Source organism: Alkalihalophilus pseudofirmus OF4, from assembly GCF_000005825.2.
GTDB lineage: Bacteria > Bacillota > Bacilli > Bacillales > Bacillaceae_D > Alkalihalophilus > Alkalihalophilus pseudofirmus.
Map to the genome: position 1 here is coordinate 1,455,054 of NC_013791.2, position 16,571 is coordinate 1,471,624.

The window sequence follows — 16,571 nt, forward strand, 5'->3', positions numbered from 1 at the left end:
TATAGCAAGACGATGTTTACGGCACGAGTCAGCCATTTTCAGGCTCTCGGAAAAGGGAGGGTTAACAATGCGTCTTGAGCGTTTAAATGTAGATAAATTTAAAGTATTCCTTACATTTGATGATATGCAGGAAAGAGGAATAACGAAAGAAGATTTATGGCAGGATGTTCCAAAAGTACATGATCTATTTCGAGATATGATGCTTGAAGCAGATGATGAATTAGGTTTTAAAGTAGATGGGCCGATTGCTGTAGAAGTGTATGCAATGCCGGCGCAAGGAATGGTTATCATTGTGTCAAAAGGGCTTCCAGATGAAGATTTTGATATTGATGGGTTTGAGGAAGGCTATATTGAAATGCAGGTAACATTAGATGAGAGTGATGAGATATTCTATACATTTAAAGAATTTGAAGATGTCATTGGCCTTTCTTCTAGGCTGTATCCATTTGGTGTGATAGGTGGACAGCTTTATTTCTTTGACGGTCAATACTATATGAAATTTGAAGATATGGACATTATTGACCAAGACGAAGAAGCTTTTATCGCATTACTATCTGAATTTGGGTATTCCTCGACCGTGTCTATACACAGAGTAAAAGAATACGGTAAGACATTAATGGAAAATGAAGCTGTCTATCAACTATATCATACATTTATCAAACGATAGAAAACTGGTGCCAAATGGTCATCGGTTTTCTTTTTTTGAGTGCAGCTCTGCTTTTTCGTTGAGGTACTTTTTCTTTCACAGTTTTCCTGTGCTTTTAATAAGCGTGGCCAAGGGTATTATGGTACAATAACCGAGACTAGTTCCGAAAATAAAGTAGGCGAATATACTAGTGGTACATAATGTGTAGTAGGAGTTGAGCCAAATGAAAATTGCTGTATTGTATGGTGGGATTTCAGCAGAGAGAGAAGTATCTTTATCCTCTGGTAAGGGCATTATTAATGCTCTTAAAGCAAATGGACATGAAGTGATCGGGATTGATTTTCACCCTGATAGATTAGAAGATTTATTAAACTTGGAAGTCGACTTAGTTTACATTGGTTTGCATGGCAGGTACGGTGAAGATGGCAAAGTGCAAGCTTTACTAGATATGCTGAACATTAACTATGTTGGTTCAGGTGTGCAAGGTTCTGCTCTAGCGATGGATAAAGCAAAGTCGAAGCTGTTCTTTGAGAGAGAAGGTACCAGAATAGCCAAACAGCACGTGCTTTATAAGCATTCATACGACCCTGAAACGACGGCAATTGAGATTCCGTTTCCTGTTGTAGTAAAGCCAAACCAAGAAGGCTCTACAATTGGAATTACGTTTGCTGAGAATGAAGAAGAATTGTTAAATGGTATTGAGGAAGCATTCAAACTAGATGAAACGGTACTGCTTGAAGAATTTATTAAGGGCAGAGAAGTGACGGTCGCTGTAATGGGGAATAAAGGGCGTGAGAAAGCTCTTCCTGTAGTAGAGATTGTACCAAAAAATAAGTATTATGATTACGAGGCAAAATATGCAGCGGGTATGAGCGAGCATATTGTTCCTGCACGTCTTACAAGTGAACAAACAGATTATGTTCAAAAGCATGCTGTATTGGCTCACCAAGCTCTAGGCTGCGACATTTATTCACGCGTTGACTTTATTGTACCCGATGATGGAGGAGCTCCAGTCATTTTAGAAGTAAATACTCTTCCTGGGATGACACCAACAAGCCTCTATCCGGATGCTGCTCGTGAAATTGGGTTATCCTATGATGAGATGATTGAAACATTCGTCCAACTATCTTTAAATAAATAAACATTAATAAAAGGCAGACTGATTTTAAATCAGTCTGTTTTAATTGCTTAAGATTTGGGTAAATAGTAGTAAGAATAGTGTGAATAGGACGGAAATATAAGTTATCTTGTTTTTTTTACTGAAAAGGTGGAAATATGACAGCTCTTTCATTATAGTAAGTAGTGATGAATGATAACGCGGTCATATGCGTAAAAAATAATACATCGAACACTGGCTAGAGGTGAAACAGATGGAAGGTAATGGTAAGCAAGCTGAAAATTTAGATGTGCTTGTTTCAACGCAGAAGGTAATTAAAAAGGCTTTGGACAAGCTTGGTTATCCTGATGAAATGTTTGAGTTAATGAAGGAACCAATCCGTATGTTAACGGTGCGTATTCCTATTAAAATGGATGATGGTTCGACAAAGATTTTTACAGGTTTCCGAGCTCAGCATAATGATGCAGTTGGACCGACAAAAGGTGGAGTACGTTTCCACCCAAATGTTACTGAAAAAGAAGTGAAAGCGTTATCTATCTGGATGAGTTTGAAAGCTGGAATAGTTGATCTTCCTTATGGCGGAGGAAAAGGTGGAATTATTTGTGACCCTCGTGATATGTCCTTCCGTGAATTAGAAAGATTAAGCCGCGGATATGTGCGGGCAATTAGTCAATTAGTAGGACCGACTAAGGATATTCCTGCTCCAGACGTATTTACTAATTCGCAGATTATGGCGTGGATGCTCGATGAATACAGCCGTATCCGTGAGTTTGATTCACCTGGATTTATTACAGGAAAGCCTCTTGTGTTAGGAGGATCACACGGACGTGAATCTGCAACAGCTAAAGGTGTAACCATTTGTATCCGTGAGGCTGCTAAGAAAAAAGGGATCGATATTGAAGGAGCAAAAGTAGTAATCCAAGGCTTTGGTAATGCAGGAAGTTTCCTCGCGAAGTTCATGCATGATGCCGGAGCAAAAGTAGTTGGTATTAGTGATGCTTATGGAGCCCTGCACGATCCTGAAGGGTTAGATATTGATTACTTGCTTGATCGTCGTGACAGTTTTGGTACGGTAACCAATCTGTTTAAAGAAACCATTACAAACCAAGAGCTGCTTGAATTAGAATGTGATATTTTAGTTCCAGCTGCTATTGAAAATCAAATTACAGAAGAAAATGCAGAGCGAATTAAAGCTTCAATTGTCGTAGAAGCTGCTAATGGTCCGACAACGATGGAAGCAACGCGTATTTTATCAGAACGTGATGTCCTGTTAGTTCCTGATGTATTAGCTAGTGCAGGCGGGGTAACTGTTTCTTACTTTGAGTGGGTTCAAAATAATCAAGGCTATTATTGGACGGAAGAAGAAGTAGAAGGTAAGCTTGAACATGTTATGGTTGGTTCTTTTGAAAACATTTACAACTTATCGAAGAGCCGAAAAGTAGATATGCGTCTAGCCGCATACATGATTGGTGTGCGTAAGATGGCCGAAGCCTCTCGTTTCCGTGGCTGGGTGTAATTTGATATACTATAAATAAGATTAACCTTGCCCTTGTGTCAATGATACAAGGGTTTTCGGGTTTCATTGTTGTGAGAGGTGAGTAGTTTGATCAAAGAAGACATCATTATTATAGGAGCAGGACCATGCGGGCTATCAGCTGCCGTTGCGTGCCAAGAAGCCGGATTTTCTCCACTTGTTATAGAGAAGGGTAATATCGTCAATGCGATCTATCGTTATCCAACTCATCAGACATTCTTTAGTACAAGTGAAAAGCTTGAGATCGGAGACGTTGCATTTGTAACTGAAGAGCGGAAGCCGAAGCGGAATCAAGCGTTAGTCTATTACCGTGATGTAGTGAAGCGTAAGAAGATTCGTGTCCAATCATATGAAGAGGTAAAATTGGTGACGAAACAAGATGACAGTGAGTTTCGCGTGAGTACATCAAAACGGGAATACGTTTGTCAAAAGCTGATTATCGCAACAGGTTATTATGACAGCCCTAATAAAATGAATATACCTGGTGAGGATAAGGAGCATGTGCATCATTATTTTAAAGAAGCCCATCCTTATTTTGATTTAGATGTGGTCGTAATCGGCGGGAAGAACTCTGCAGTAGATGCAGCTCTTGAACTCGAGAAAGCAGGGGCTAGAGTGTGTGCATTGTATCGTGGGAGCGAATATTCAACCAGTGTGAAGCCTTGGATCTTACCAGAATATGAATCACTTGTCCGCAATGAGAAAATAAATCTACATTTTAATGCAGAAGTTAAAGAGATAACAGATCATGAAGTATTATATACAATCGGTGATGAAGTATATTCAGTGAAGGCAGATGCTGTTTTCGCTATGACAGGTTACCATCCTGATCATTCTTTTCTAAGAAAAATAGGGGTGGAAGTAGAAGCAGGTTCCGGACGTCCTGCTTTAGATCCTGAAACGATGGAAACAAATGTTGAAGGAGTTTATATTGCTGGAGTGATTGCAGCTGGCAATAATGCAAATGAAATCTTTATCGAAAATGGTCGTCACCATGGACCGTTGATCGCTGAAGATTTAAAGAAAAAATTTTCAACATAAAAAAGCCCTTTAGGGCTTTTTTATGTTAGGAATATTTGTTGTAATTGTTCATTATCAGTAGTAAGTTCAAGAGCAACCATTAGCTTCAAGCGTGCTTTTTGTCCGTTTAGACCATTCGTAAAAATTACCCCAAGATCTTTAAGCGTTCTTCCGCCTCCGTCGTAACCATATGTATCCTGTACGACTCCGCTGTAACATCTTGATACTAATACAACAGGGATTTGTTTTTTTATTAAACGGTCTAATGCAGGCATGATGGCCGGTGGCACGTTCCCTTGTCCAAAAGCTTCAATAACCAGGCCGTTAATTCCTGCATCAGCTACTGCTTCAACAATATCAGCTTCCATCCCGGCATACGTTTTAAGCAGTGAGACTTTCTTTGTTAGGGAATCAACTGGGTGGCATTCCCTATGCGATAATGTATGATGGAAGTTTACCCCTCGTTTAGTGACAATTCCAATCGGGCCGTATTGAGGGCTTTGAAAGGTGGCAATGTTAGAACTATGTGTTTTCGTTACGTTTTTAGCTGTATGAATTTCATCATTTAAAACAACGAGCACACCTTTACCGTAGGCTTCGTCACTTGCTGCGGTTTTTACAGCAGAAATGAGGTTGTGAGGACCATCTGATCCTAGTTCATTGCTTGAGCGCATAGCGCCGGTTACCACAACTGGGTTTTCGATGTTTAAGACAAGGTCAAGTAAATAAGCCGTCTCTTCTAGCGTATCCGTACCATGTGTCACTACAATTCCATCGAGCGAATCATTTTGTACTCTTTCTTTTAATCGTTTGGCCAGATCGACCATTAGAGAAGGAGTCATATGAGGCGACGGAATGTTCAAGTAATCATCTACGACAACAGAGGCGATGCTTGAAAGGGATTCAATTGTGGAATATAATGGATTTACTAGATTGGGGGTAACCGCACCATGTTCATCCTCTTGCATAGCGATGGTTCCGCCAGTATGTAACACAAGTATCTTTTTCATCTTTCATGCTCCTTTTTATCGTTCGAGAATGACTCTCTTGATGTTATGTACGTATTTTACCATACTTTTCATACCTCACTCATTAGAATTACCATCTAATTTTGTATAAATACTATTTGTATGATTAATAAATGATTGCACAGTATAAGAAAGGTAGGCTCTACATTGTTTGCCCTATTAACAGCTGCTATTGCACCAGGAATGGCGTTACTATCTTATTTTTATTTGAGAAATGAATATGAATCAACTGTCAATGCCTTAGTGTTTAGAACCTTTATTATTGGACTTATCCTTGTTTTCCCTGTTATGGTGTTGCAGTACGCCTTTACAGCTGAGGGTTTATTACAGGCTGGTCTAAGTCAAGCATTTATTTTGTATGGATTTTTTGAGGAGTTTTTCAAATGGTTCATGCTCTATTTTTTTGCATATCAATATGGACAAATGAAACGTCGTTATGATGGAATTGTCTACGGTGTGTCTTTATCACTAGGGTTTGCATCGATGGAAAATGTGTTCTATATTCTAGCTCATGGACTAGAGACTGCGGTAGGTCGTGCGCTGCTTCCTGTATCAAGCCATGCATTATATGGGGTGATTATGGGCTATTATCTAGGCAGAGCCAAGATGGAGAACACCAAAAGAAAGCAGTTTCTATTACTATCCTTATTGATCCCGGTTATGCTTCATGGAGTCTATGATTTCATTTTGCTGACATTTGATATGTACTTTTTAATCGGACTGGTACCTTTTATGGTTGGCCTTTGGATCTTAGCGTTAAATAAGGTAAAATGGGCTAATAAGCTTGATCATTAAAATGTAGAAAGGGGAATGAAAGATGGTAGGAGAACGTTATCGAGTAATCATTCGTTGCCCGAAATGCGGGGAAAAATATATTCTACGTGGCAAAGAAAATGATCACGGTGAATATGAGACGGGCTTTAAACAATGTGTGTGCGGAAATAATGATGACCTTCACGTGGATGCAACACCTGAATCTTAAAAAACACTTGCAATTACCCGTGAGATAGTGTAACTTAGGTTCAACGTAGAAAGTTTATTTAGAAATTTCATAAAACATGAATTCTTATCAAGAGAGACGGAGGGAATGGCCCGATGAAGTCTCAGCAACCAGCCATTATTGGTCAGGTGCTAATTCCACCAAGCTGAAGCTTGGAAGATAAGAAGAGGCTAGCATTTAACAGACACCTTCTTCTTATTTATTTAAGGAAGGTGTCTTTTTTAGTTATCAGGAGGAATCGGGAGGAGAAACCATGACAAAAGAGAGATATAAAACAGAGGTTGTTCAGATTGGAAATAGAGGACGCGAGCATACTGGAGCTGTTAATACGCCTATTTACTTATCAACAGCCTACAGACATACTGGTATTGGAGAATCAACAGGTTATGATTATGCAAGAACGGGCAATCCGACACGTGAAGTTTTAGAAAATGCGATTGCGTCCCTTGAAGAAGGAGATCAAGGATTTGCATGCAGCTCTGGAATGGCTGCAATTCAAACAGTCTTTTCGTTATTTGAGTCGGGGGATGAAATTTTAGCATCTAAAGATTTATATGGCGGGACATATCGACTGTTTGAAGAAGGATGGAGCAGATGGGGCCTTCATTTCTCTTATGTTGACCCGAGGGACTTAGCTCAAGTAGAAGCGGCTGTCAATGAAAAAACAAAAGCACTGTTTATAGAGACTCCAACGAATCCTTTGATGCAAGAAGCCTGTATTAAGTCACTTGCAGCTATTTGTCAAAAACATCAGCTATTATTGATCGTTGATAACACGTTCTACACTCCTTTATTACAACAGCCGCTTGTAGAAGGTGCTGATATCGTTGTTCATAGTGCATCCAAATATCTAGGAGGGCACAATGACGTAATCGCAGGTCTCGTCGTCTCAAAAGGCAAAGAATTATCTGAGCGAATTGGATATTATCATAATGGAATTGGCGCAACACTCGGTGCTTTTGATTCATGGCTTTTAATTCGCGGGATGAAGACTCTAGCCCTCCGTATGGAAAAGCACGAAGAGAATGCGAAAGCTGTCGTTCAATATTTAGAAAAAAATGAGCATGTTACAGATGTATTATATCCAGGACGCGGCGGAATGGTATCGTTTCGTATTCAAGATGAGGAATGGGTGAATCCGCTCTTGCAGCAATTAAAACTGATTTCTTTTGCAGAGAGCCTAGGCGGTGTGGAAAGTTTAATGACCTATCCAGCAACCCAAACACATGCAGATATTCCAGAAGACGTGAGGGTTGAAAATGGCGTCTGTAATCGACTTCTTCGTTTTTCAGTAGGGATTGAGAGAGCAGAAGATCTTATAAATGATTTAGAGCAAGCCATTACGTATGCAGCTAAATCGAAATCAAATGTGTAAGGGGGTGTCCGCATGACTTTTATAGAAAAAATGAAAAATGAAGTATTAGTTGGAGACGGTGCAATGGGGACTCTTCTTTATGAACAAGGGATTTCCAAATGCTTTGAGGAGCTGAATCTATCAGACCCAAATAGAATTATAGATGCACATAAACAATATATCGAAGCAGGTGCTGTAATCATTCAAACGAATACGTACGCTGCCAATCGCTTAAAACTCGAGAAGTATGGACTTGGTGAAAAGGTTAAAATCATCAATCAAGAAGCAGTAAAGCTTGCAAAAGAAGCTGGCCCTAATGGCATATTTATTGTCGGAACAGTCGGTGGATTGCAAAATTTCCATCAAGAGGAATGGACGAAAGAAGAAGTTCTAGAGGCATTAGAAGAACAAATTGAGGCCTTGCTTGCATCAAATGTAGACGGTATATTGTTAGAAACTTTTTATGACTTAGATGAACTGCTAGGAGCAATTAATATCGTTCGGAACCAATCGGAGCTCCCTATAATTGCTAATGTTTCACTAGGTGAAATCGGGGTGCTTCATGGCGGGGTTTCTCTGAAAGAAGCAATTGGGGAGCTAGAGAAAGCAGGAGCAGATGTTGTAGGGGTAAACTGCAGAATGGGTCCAAGCCACATGCTTCGTTCATTAGAAGATGTGCCGCTGCCAAAGCGTGCGTATTTGTCCGTTTATCCAAATGCCAGCTTGCCTGAATATCAAGACGGAAGATTGTTTTATCATTCAAATCCTGAATATTTTGAGAGTATGGGTGAGCAGTTTGTGAATCAAGGGGTACGCCTTCTTGGCGGATGCTGTGGTACGACTCCCGAGCACATTAGAGCCTTTAGTCAAGTAGCAGAGCGTAGAACACCTGTGGAGGAGAAATGGGTTACGCCTTCTTTGGAAAAAGTTACAAAGAAAATAGAGTTTCCTCGCTCTCTAGTGCCGCTATCTGATATTGCTAAGAAAAGACGCTCAGTGATCGTTGAGCTCGATCCTCCTAAGAAATTAAGTACTGAAAAATTTATAAAGGGTGCAAAAGTTTTAAAAGAAGCAGGAGTGGATGCGGTGACTCTGGCGGATAATTCACTTGCTTCTCCGAGGATTGACAATATGGCTCTGGCCGCCCAAATAAAAGAAGATGTAAGGCCGCTTGTACATGTAACTTGCCGAGACCGTAATTTAATTGGGCTGCAGTCGCATTTGATGGGGCTGCATGCGCTCGGTATTAATGATGTGCTGGCTGTGACCGGAGATCCGACAAAAGTGGGGGATTTCCCGGGGGCTACTTCGGTGTATGATGTCACCTCTTTTCAACTTATTTCATTAATGAAACAATTAAATGAAGGCATATCTTTCTCAGGTAAAGATCTTGGACAGAAAGCTAATTTTTCTATTGCTGCTGCTTCTAACCCTAACGTTAGGCACTTGGATAAAGCAGTTCAGCGAATGGAGAAGAAAATAGAGAGTGGTGCTGACTTCTTTATGACGCAGCCTATGTACAGCGAGGAACAAATTGAAGCGTTCTATCATGAAACAAAACATTTAGATACACCAATTTATGTCGGGATCATGCCGCTGACAAGCTCAAGAAACGCTGAATTTCTTCACAATGAAGTGCCGGGTATTAAGCTTACAGATTCAATTCGCAGATCAATGGCTTCCTGTGAAACAAAAGATAGTGCTCAATTAGAAGGAATAAAGATTGCAAAATCATTAATTGATACAGCTACACAGTATTTTAACGGTATTTATTTAATTACACCGTTTCTGCGATATGAAATTACAGCTGAGTTAACAGCCTATATTGAGCAGAAATCAACGGCTAAATTAATGAATTAAACACTTTGAGCTGTATTTTACGAGATGTATGATAGGAATGTAAATTTTTGGACTTGTATGGATTTAAAAAGGAGAGTTAATCATGCCAAAATCATTATTAGAACAACAACTTAAAGAGAGAATCCTTGTACTAGATGGAGCTATGGGGACAATGCTTCAACAAGCAAACCTTACGGCAGAAGATTTTGGCGGCGAGGAATATGAAGGTTGTAATGAATACTTAAATGAAACAGCGCCTCATGTCATTGAAGGTATTCATCGTGCTTACTTTGAAGCAGGTGCGGACATTGTTGAAACAAATACATTTGGAGCAACAGATATTGTATTAGACGATTATGATTTAGGATTTAAAGCAGAAGAGCTTAACCGTGTAGCTGTAGAGATTGCAAAGAAAGCAGCTAAGGAATTTTCTGCTCCTGAAAAACCGAGATTTGTAGCAGGTGCGATGGGTCCGACAACCAAATCATTATCGGTAACAGGAGGCACCACCTTTGACGCTTTAATCAACTCTTATCATGAGCAAGCACGAGGGCTGCTCTCTGGTGGAGCCGATTTATTATTACTTGAAACAAGCCAGGATATGAGGAATGTAAAAGCTGCATACGTCGGTATTGAGCGTGCATTCTCTGAACTTGATGTAAAGGTGCCGATTATGGTGTCAGGCACGATTGAGCCAATGGGTACAACGCTTGCCGGCCAGACAATTGAAGCCTTTTATTTATCGCTTGAACATATGAAGCCGACTGTCGTTGGCTTAAATTGTGCAACGGGTCCTGAATTTATGCGGGACCATATTCGTTCCTTATCGGAGCTGTCTAATACGTTTGTAAGCTGTTACCCGAATGCAGGGCTTCCTGATGAAGAAGGACATTATCATGAATCGCCAAGCTCTCTATCGAAAAAATTAATGGGATTTGCTGAAAAAGGCTGGTTAAATATTGTCGGCGGCTGCTGCGGGACAACACCTGAACATATCCGAGCAATGGTCGAGGCTGTAGATGGATTTGCCCCGAGAAAGCTAGAAGAGAAACGTGGTCATGCTGTTTCTGGTATTGAGCCCCTTATTTATGATGACAGTATGCGTCCTCTATTCGTAGGTGAGCGAACGAACGTCATCGGGTCGAGGAAATTTAAACGGCTGATTGCTGAAGGGAAGTATGAAGAGGCATCAGAAATTGCTCGTGCACAGGTGAAGCGTGGTGCGCATGTAATCGATATCTGTCTAGCTGACCCTGATCGTGAAGAACTTGAAGATATGGAAGCCTTTTTGAGTCATGTTGTTAATAAGGTGAAAGTACCGTTAATGATCGATTCTACAGATGAGGCTGTTATTGAAAAATCTCTAACTTACTCTCAAGGAAAAGCGATTATCAATTCCATTAACTTAGAAGATGGGGAAGAGAGATTTGAAGCGATCGTTCCTTTAATAAAAAGATACGGCGCAGCAGTTGTTGTAGGAACCATTGATGAAGAGGGGATGGCTGTTTCAGCAAAACGAAAGCTTGAAGTGGCCAAGAGGTCTTATGATCTTCTAGTAAATAAGCATGGGCTAAAGCCATCCGATATTATCTTTGATCCGCTTGTTTTCCCCGTAGGAACGGGGGATGCGCAATATATCGGCTCTGCTGAAGCAACGGTTGAGGGAATTCGCTTGATAAAAGAGGAATTACCTGAATGCTTAACGATTCTTGGTGTAAGTAATGTCTCGTTTGGACTGCCCCCTGTAGGCAGGGAAGTTTTAAATGCTGTTTATCTTTATCACTGTACACAGGCCGGACTCGATTATGCGATTGTAAATACCGAAAAATTAGAACGCTATGCCTCGATTCCTGAGGAAGAAAAAGAAATGGCTAAAACGTTATTATTTAAAACAACGGATGAATCCTTAGCTGAATTTACAGCTTTTTATAGAGGGAAGAAACAAGAGAAAAAGGTTGAAGCGTCTTCAATGACATTAGAAGAGCGCTTGGCAGCTTACGTAGTAGAGGGAACGAAAGAAGGATTGTATAAAGATCTCGATCAAGCTCTTAAATCTTACTCGGATGCATTAGATATTATAAATGGTCCTTTAATGGATGGTATGGATGAGGTTGGCCGTTTATTTAATAATAATGAGCTGATCGTTGCTGAAGTGCTCCAAAGTGCTGAAGTCATGAAAGCGTCAGTTGCCCACCTTGAACCTCATATGGAGAAAAAAGCGGATGATGATGGTAAAGGTAAAATCTTGCTCGCTACTGTGAAGGGTGATGTGCATGACATCGGTAAGAACCTTGTTGAAATCATCCTGGGAAATAATGGTTTCAAAATTGTTAACTTAGGCATTAAAGTAACGTCAAATGAATTAATTGAAGCGATCAAAAAAGAGAATCCAAAAGCAGTAGGATTATCTGGTTTGCTTGTGAAATCGGCTCAGCAAATGGTATTAACGGCACAGGATCTTCGTCAACAAAATATTTCGATCCCTATTTTAGTGGGCGGGGCTGCTTTGACTCGTAAATTTACGGACACTAAAATTGCTGCTGAATATGACGGGCTTGTCCTCTATGCAAAAGATGCGATGAACGGGCTTGAACTAGCAAATAAATTAGTGAAGCCTGAAGATCAACAGAAACTAGCGCTTGAAATAAGTGAAAAACGCTCTTTAAAAGAACAAGTAAGACCTCAAAGGGAGGCAGCAGTACAAGTATTAGAGAAGCCGGTCCGCTCAAAAGTGGCGGCAGATGGTCCGTTATTTATTCCTGAGGATCTTGATGAACATATTTTGCGTGACTATGATTTAAGCCACCTCGAGCCGTATGTGAATTTACAGATGCTTCTTGGAAAACATTTAGGGCTGCAAGGGAAAGTAAGCCGCTTGCTTGAAGAGGGTGATTCACGCGCTGTTGAATTAAAAGAGAAAGTTGATGAATTGTTTAAACGTATTAAGAAAGAAGGCATCATTAAAGCAAACGGAATGTATCGATTCTTCCCTGCACAAGCAGACGGTAATGATGTCATTATTTATGATCCTAACGATAAGAAAACCGAAATTAATCGATTTAGTTTTCCAAGACAAAATCATGAGCCGTTTTTATGTTTGGCGGATTATCTTCGTCCAAAAGAAAGTGGTGAAATGGATTATGTAGGATTTTTATCAGTAACAGCTGGAAACGGAGTAAGGGATCTGGCTGAGGAAGCAAAAGAGAATGGTGATTATTTATTCAGCCACCTTATTCAAGCAGCTGCTCTAGAAATAGCAGAAGGCTTTGCTGAGCGGGTACACCAGCTGATGCGTGATAAATGGGGTTTCCCTGACTCGACTGATTTCACTATGGCAGAGAGGTTTGCTGCTAAGTATCAAGGGGTTCGTGTCTCGTTTGGATATCCTGCTTGTCCAAACTTAGAAGACCAAGAAAAGTTATTCGACTTGATTAAGCCTGAAAAAATTGGCGTTCAATTAACAGACGGTTTCATGATGGAACCGGAAGCATCTGTTACAGCGATGGTCTTTGCCCATCCAGAAGGTAGATATTTCAATGTATTAGCATAAAATGAGTATTCCCTTTTATTAAAAAAGCAGCCAGCTATACGTAGTCAACGTATGGCTGGTTTTTTGTCGTGGTTTTAACTTAACTCCCACTAAATGTGCGAACCTGCCATTAACGGGGCAAGGGAAGAAAAGTTAGGTTCATTCGTATAAAAAATGGGACTGTACAAACAATACGATTAGAGGAGATGAGAAACTACTACTCATCGAGCAAAGAATTTGTAACTTAAGGAGGGTAATAACAGCATGAAGAGTCATCAGTTCTACTCAAGATTTACTCTTGCTCTTTTAACCGTATGTGCAGCGCTTTTAGTGGCTACAAGCACACCAACACATGCATTTACAGATCAAGTCATTCAGCAAGGGGCAACGGGGGATGATGTCGTTGAACTACAGTCGCGTCTTCAGTACATTGGTTTTTATAATGGGAAAATTGATGGTGTATATGGCTGGGGTACGTATTGGGCTGTTAGAAACTATCAATATGAATTCGGGCTGGATATTGACGGTCTTGTAGGGCCAGAGATGAAAGAAATGTTAGCGAAATCAACAGAGTATAATGAGCAATTTGTTAAGCGGGCATTAAATGAAGGACGAAAATTTACTCATTACGGCGGCACGCCTAAAAAGATTCAAAAAGGTCCAAAAGGAAGCCGTGACAAACAAATGAGAAAAGGAAGAGGCGGCGAGGCACCAGCACCAGGCGGCGGTCAGACGGGCGAGGCACCAGCACCAGCACCAGGCGGCGGTCAGACGGGCGAGGCACCAGCACCAGCACCAGGCGGCGGTCAAACGGGCGAGACACCAGCACCAGCACCTGGTGAAGCGGCACCGGCTCCTGAAACACCTGAACAAGCACCTGTTCCTGAGGAAGAAACACCAGAAGATCAAAACAACGATGCAGATATTGAAAAAGCAACAAATGTACCGCCGGGTTATTCTGACAACGATTTGCAGCTAATGGCTCAAGCTGTTTACGGGGAAGCACGCGGGGAGCCTTATGTAGGGCAGGTAGCAGTTGCTGCTGTTATTATTAACCGAATTAATAGCCCTACATTTCCTAATACTGTTTCAGGAGTAATCTTTGAACCGCGTGCCTTTACAGCGGTAGCTGATGGTCAAATATGGATGACACCTGATGATACAGCAAGGCGCGCTGTTCTAGACGCGTTAAATGGGCAAGATCCTTCAGGTAATGCAATGTATTATTTCAATCCAGATACAGCTACATCAGGCTGGATTTGGTCTAGACCACAAATTAAAAAGATTGGGAAACATATCTTCTGTCATTAATCATTGGAGGTGAAAAAAATGATACGTAATATAATTATTGGGTTGCTTGCAGTCGCAGTGATTGCATTAGGGTACTGGGGTTTTCAAGAACAGGAACAAAAACAGGTGCTCTCTATTAATGCTGAAAATAACTATCAGCGTGCCTTCCATGATCTCACGTTTCATTTAGATCAAATTGAAGATGAGCTTGGAGCGACACTTGCAATGAACACACGTCGTCAGTTAACTCCTGCCCTTGCAGAGGTGTGGCGTATAACAAGCTTAGCTCAAGCCGAACTAGGCCAGCTTCCATTAAACTCCCTGCAGCTTGGAAAAACGGAAGAGTTCCTTTATAAAATTGGAAAGTTTTCTTATCAAACCTCTATTAGAGATCTTGATAAAGAGCCTTTAACAGATAAAGAATATGAGACGCTTAATAAGTTGTACGACCACTCTCATGAAATTAGAGAAGAAATGCGTGAAGCGCAAGCCTACGTCTTAAAAAACGGTCAAAGATGGCTAGATATTGATAAAGAGCTTCAAGCGGCTACAACTGAGGAACCATCTGATAACCTTGTTGTAAATAATTTTGAAGTAATGAATAAAAACATTGAGGGTTACAGTGAAGTTGAATGGGGCGCCGGGTTAACTTCTATTGAAGATTTAAATGGTGAGTTAAAGCGTGCATTATCTGGAAAGAAAAAAGTGTCTAAAGAAGAAGCCCAAGATATCGCGCGTAAGTATTTAGATCTAAGTGACCGTGCTGCTGTCCATGTAGCGGATACTGGTAAAGGGTTGGTATATCCGGCTTATAGTTTAGTGATTGATGACCCTGATCATGAAACAAATTATTATATGGATATGAGTGTTGAAGGCGGGCATCCTATTTGGTTTTTACAGGAACGCCAAATAGCCGAACCGAAAATCAGCTTAAATGATGCTTCAAATAAGGCACAAGAGTTCTTAAATGAAAATGACATGGAGAATATGCAGTTGATTGACAGCAAGCAATATGATTCTATTGGGATGTTTGAATTTGTCTACCTTGATAATAATGTACGGGTTTATACAGATGCAGTTATGACTGAAGTGGCGTTAGATGATGGAAGCATTATCAGTTATGAAGCGAAGGACTATTTAATCAATCACAAAGAGCGTGACATTAAAGAGCCTAAACTTACGCTAGAAGAAGCTGAAACAAGTGTGAATCCTAATGTTTCAGTCATGGAAGATCACCTTGCTATTATTGAAAATGACTTAGGTGATGAAGTATTATGCTATGAATTCATTGGAACGATTAAAGACGATACGTATCGAATCTTTATCAATGCTGATGACGGGGAAGAAGAAAAAGTAGACAGATTAGAGCGTGCTGAGCGTGTGTATGATTTCTCTTAATTAAATATCATCTAATTTATTAAAAAGAAGAAGCGGCAAATGCTTCTTCTTTTTTTTATTCCGTGAGATAATGAGTAAAAAGATATAGGACTGTCAGGTCATGGTGTCAGAGGAGGGTTTTGATGATTGAGATCGGAACAACGATTCAATTAGAAACGATAGAGGACTCAAAAGATAAGGAGAGCAAGAAGATGCGCTGCCGCTTAGTTGATAAAAGCAAAGGCTTGTGTATTATTGATTATCCTATAGATCAAAAAACAGAAAAACCCAGCTTCTTAATAGATGGGACAAAGTTAAAGGCTTCTTTTATAACAGAAGCAAATGTGGTGTATGAATTTAATACTGAGGTAATAGGTCGTGAAAAACGGAATATTCCTGTTTTATTTTTAATGGATCCAGGTAAAGACAAGTATTACCGTATTCAAAGAAGGAACTATGTAAGGGTTGAAGCGGCGAATGATGTAGCCGTTCATTCTATTGATGATGCGTTTAAGCCATTTACTTCAGTAACTGTTGACATTAGCGGGGGAGGATGTGCTGTATTACTGCCTGATGAAGTCGTTCTTTCAGTGGATACTCAAGTAGATATTACAATCGTTCTTCCTATGCAAAAAAGCGAAAATCAGTATGTACGAGCACGTTGCAGGGTCGTACGGAGTTACAAGCCTAGACCTGAGGCCAAAACTCGTGCTTCGTTGCAGTTTATTGACGTTAACCAAAAGGATCAGGATCAAATTGTTAGGTATTGTTTTGAACGACAAGTTGTCCTTAGACGCAAGAACCGCGACTAGCATGCAGAGACTAAATCACTAGCAA

The 16,571-nt window shown here is 40.4% G+C and carries 13 protein-coding genes and 1 riboswitch; of the genes, 12 read left to right on the forward strand and 1 reads right to left on the reverse strand.

The features are described 5' to 3' along the window. Window positions 1-67: 67 nt before the first annotated feature. The 4 genes from BPOF4_RS07340 to BPOF4_RS07355 all read left to right on the forward strand — a co-directional run bounded on the left by BPOF4_RS07340 (window position 68) and on the right by BPOF4_RS07355 (window position 4,338). A complete protein-coding gene (locus tag BPOF4_RS07340; protein ID WP_012958463.1) occupies window positions 68-667 on the forward strand; it encodes a genetic competence negative regulator in 600 nt (199 codons plus the stop codon). Window positions 668-869: 202 nt separating this feature from the next. After that, a complete protein-coding gene (locus BPOF4_RS07345; protein ID WP_012958464.1) occupies window positions 870-1,787 on the forward strand; it encodes a D-alanine--D-alanine ligase family protein in 918 nt (305 codons plus the stop codon). A 229-nt stretch (window positions 1,788-2,016) separates the two neighbouring features. Continuing rightward, window positions 2,017-3,279 (forward strand): Glu/Leu/Phe/Val family dehydrogenase, encoded by a 1,263-nt coding sequence (locus BPOF4_RS07350; protein ID WP_012958465.1) that lies wholly within the window; start codon window positions 2,017-2,019, stop codon window positions 3,277-3,279. 87 nt (window positions 3,280-3,366) lie between these two features. Next, entirely contained in the window at window positions 3,367-4,338 is a 972-nt protein-coding gene (locus BPOF4_RS07355) for a YpdA family putative bacillithiol disulfide reductase (RefSeq protein WP_012958466.1), read from the forward strand. A 20-nt stretch (window positions 4,339-4,358) separates the two neighbouring features. Here the strand turns inward: BPOF4_RS07355 and BPOF4_RS07360 are convergent, their stop codons facing one another. After that, window positions 4,359-5,327: an asparaginase gene (locus tag BPOF4_RS07360; protein ID WP_012958467.1), complete on the reverse strand. Its 969-nt coding sequence runs from the start codon at window positions 5,325-5,327 to the stop codon at window positions 4,359-4,361. A 165-nt stretch (window positions 5,328-5,492) separates the two neighbouring features. Between BPOF4_RS07360 and prsW the strand changes: the two genes are divergently transcribed. The 8 genes from prsW to BPOF4_RS07395 all read left to right on the forward strand — a co-directional run bounded on the left by prsW (window position 5,493) and on the right by BPOF4_RS07395 (window position 16,546). Then, on the forward strand, window positions 5,493-6,140 hold the full coding sequence (gene prsW, locus BPOF4_RS07365; RefSeq protein ID WP_012958468.1) for a glutamic-type intramembrane protease PrsW: 648 nt from the start codon (window positions 5,493-5,495) through the stop codon (window positions 6,138-6,140). Between the two features lie 22 nt (window positions 6,141-6,162). Then, on the forward strand, window positions 6,163-6,327 hold the full coding sequence (locus tag BPOF4_RS22425; RefSeq protein ID WP_012958469.1) for a hypothetical protein: 165 nt from the start codon (window positions 6,163-6,165) through the stop codon (window positions 6,325-6,327). Between the two features lie 81 nt (window positions 6,328-6,408). Then, a riboswitch (SAM riboswitch) is annotated at window positions 6,409-6,511 on the forward strand. An 87-nt stretch (window positions 6,512-6,598) separates the two neighbouring features. Beyond that, window positions 6,599-7,720 carry a methionine biosynthesis PLP-dependent protein gene (locus BPOF4_RS07370; protein ID WP_012958470.1) on the forward strand — a complete coding sequence of 374 codons (1,122 nt, stop codon included), beginning with the start codon at window positions 6,599-6,601 and terminating at the stop codon, window positions 7,718-7,720. Window positions 7,721-7,732: 12 nt separating this feature from the next. Next, window positions 7,733-9,559, forward strand: coding sequence for a bifunctional homocysteine S-methyltransferase/methylenetetrahydrofolate reductase (locus BPOF4_RS07375; RefSeq protein WP_012958471.1), 1,827 nt, complete (start codon window positions 7,733-7,735; stop codon window positions 9,557-9,559). Between the two features lie 82 nt (window positions 9,560-9,641). Beyond that, window positions 9,642-13,088, forward strand: a complete 3,447-nt coding sequence (gene metH, locus BPOF4_RS07380; protein ID WP_012958472.1) for a methionine synthase — start codon at window positions 9,642-9,644, stop codon at window positions 13,086-13,088. A gap of 243 nt (window positions 13,089-13,331) precedes the next feature. Then, entirely contained in the window at window positions 13,332-14,378 is a 1,047-nt protein-coding gene (locus tag BPOF4_RS07385) for a cell wall hydrolase (protein ID WP_012958473.1), read from the forward strand. Window positions 14,379-14,396: 18 nt separating this feature from the next. Further along, window positions 14,397-15,755: a germination protein YpeB gene (gene ypeB / locus BPOF4_RS07390; RefSeq protein WP_012958474.1), complete on the forward strand. Its 1,359-nt coding sequence runs from the start codon at window positions 14,397-14,399 to the stop codon at window positions 15,753-15,755. A gap of 122 nt (window positions 15,756-15,877) precedes the next feature. After that, entirely contained in the window at window positions 15,878-16,546 is a 669-nt protein-coding gene (locus BPOF4_RS07395; RefSeq protein ID WP_012958475.1) for a flagellar brake protein, read from the forward strand. The last annotated feature ends 25 nt before the right edge of the window (window positions 16,547-16,571 follow it).

What these genes read in the sequence shown, in the direction of transcription:
- BPOF4_RS07340 (WP_012958463.1), top strand. Translation starts at nt 68, where the DNA reads ATGCGTCTTGAGCGTTTAAATGTAGATAAATTTAAAGTATTCCTTACA.
- BPOF4_RS07345 (WP_012958464.1), top strand. Translation starts at nt 870, where the DNA reads ATGAAAATTGCTGTATTGTATGGTGGGATTTCAGCAGAGAGAGAAGTA.
- BPOF4_RS07350 (WP_012958465.1), top strand. Translation starts at nt 2,017, where the DNA reads ATGGAAGGTAATGGTAAGCAAGCTGAAAATTTAGATGTGCTTGTTTCA.
- BPOF4_RS07360 (WP_012958467.1), bottom strand. Translation starts at nt 5,327, where the DNA reads ATGAAAAAGATACTTGTGTTACATACTGGCGGAACCATCGCTATGCAA.
- BPOF4_RS22425 (WP_012958469.1), top strand. Translation starts at nt 6,163, where the DNA reads ATGGTAGGAGAACGTTATCGAGTAATCATTCGTTGCCCGAAATGCGGG.
- BPOF4_RS07370 (WP_012958470.1), top strand. Translation starts at nt 6,599, where the DNA reads ATGACAAAAGAGAGATATAAAACAGAGGTTGTTCAGATTGGAAATAGA.
- BPOF4_RS07375 (WP_012958471.1), top strand. Translation starts at nt 7,733, where the DNA reads ATGACTTTTATAGAAAAAATGAAAAATGAAGTATTAGTTGGAGACGGT.
- metH (WP_012958472.1), top strand. Translation starts at nt 9,642, where the DNA reads ATGCCAAAATCATTATTAGAACAACAACTTAAAGAGAGAATCCTTGTA.
- BPOF4_RS07385 (WP_012958473.1), top strand. Translation starts at nt 13,332, where the DNA reads ATGAAGAGTCATCAGTTCTACTCAAGATTTACTCTTGCTCTTTTAACC.
- ypeB (WP_012958474.1), top strand. Translation starts at nt 14,397, where the DNA reads ATGATACGTAATATAATTATTGGGTTGCTTGCAGTCGCAGTGATTGCA.
- BPOF4_RS07395 (WP_012958475.1), top strand. Translation starts at nt 15,878, where the DNA reads ATGATTGAGATCGGAACAACGATTCAATTAGAAACGATAGAGGACTCA.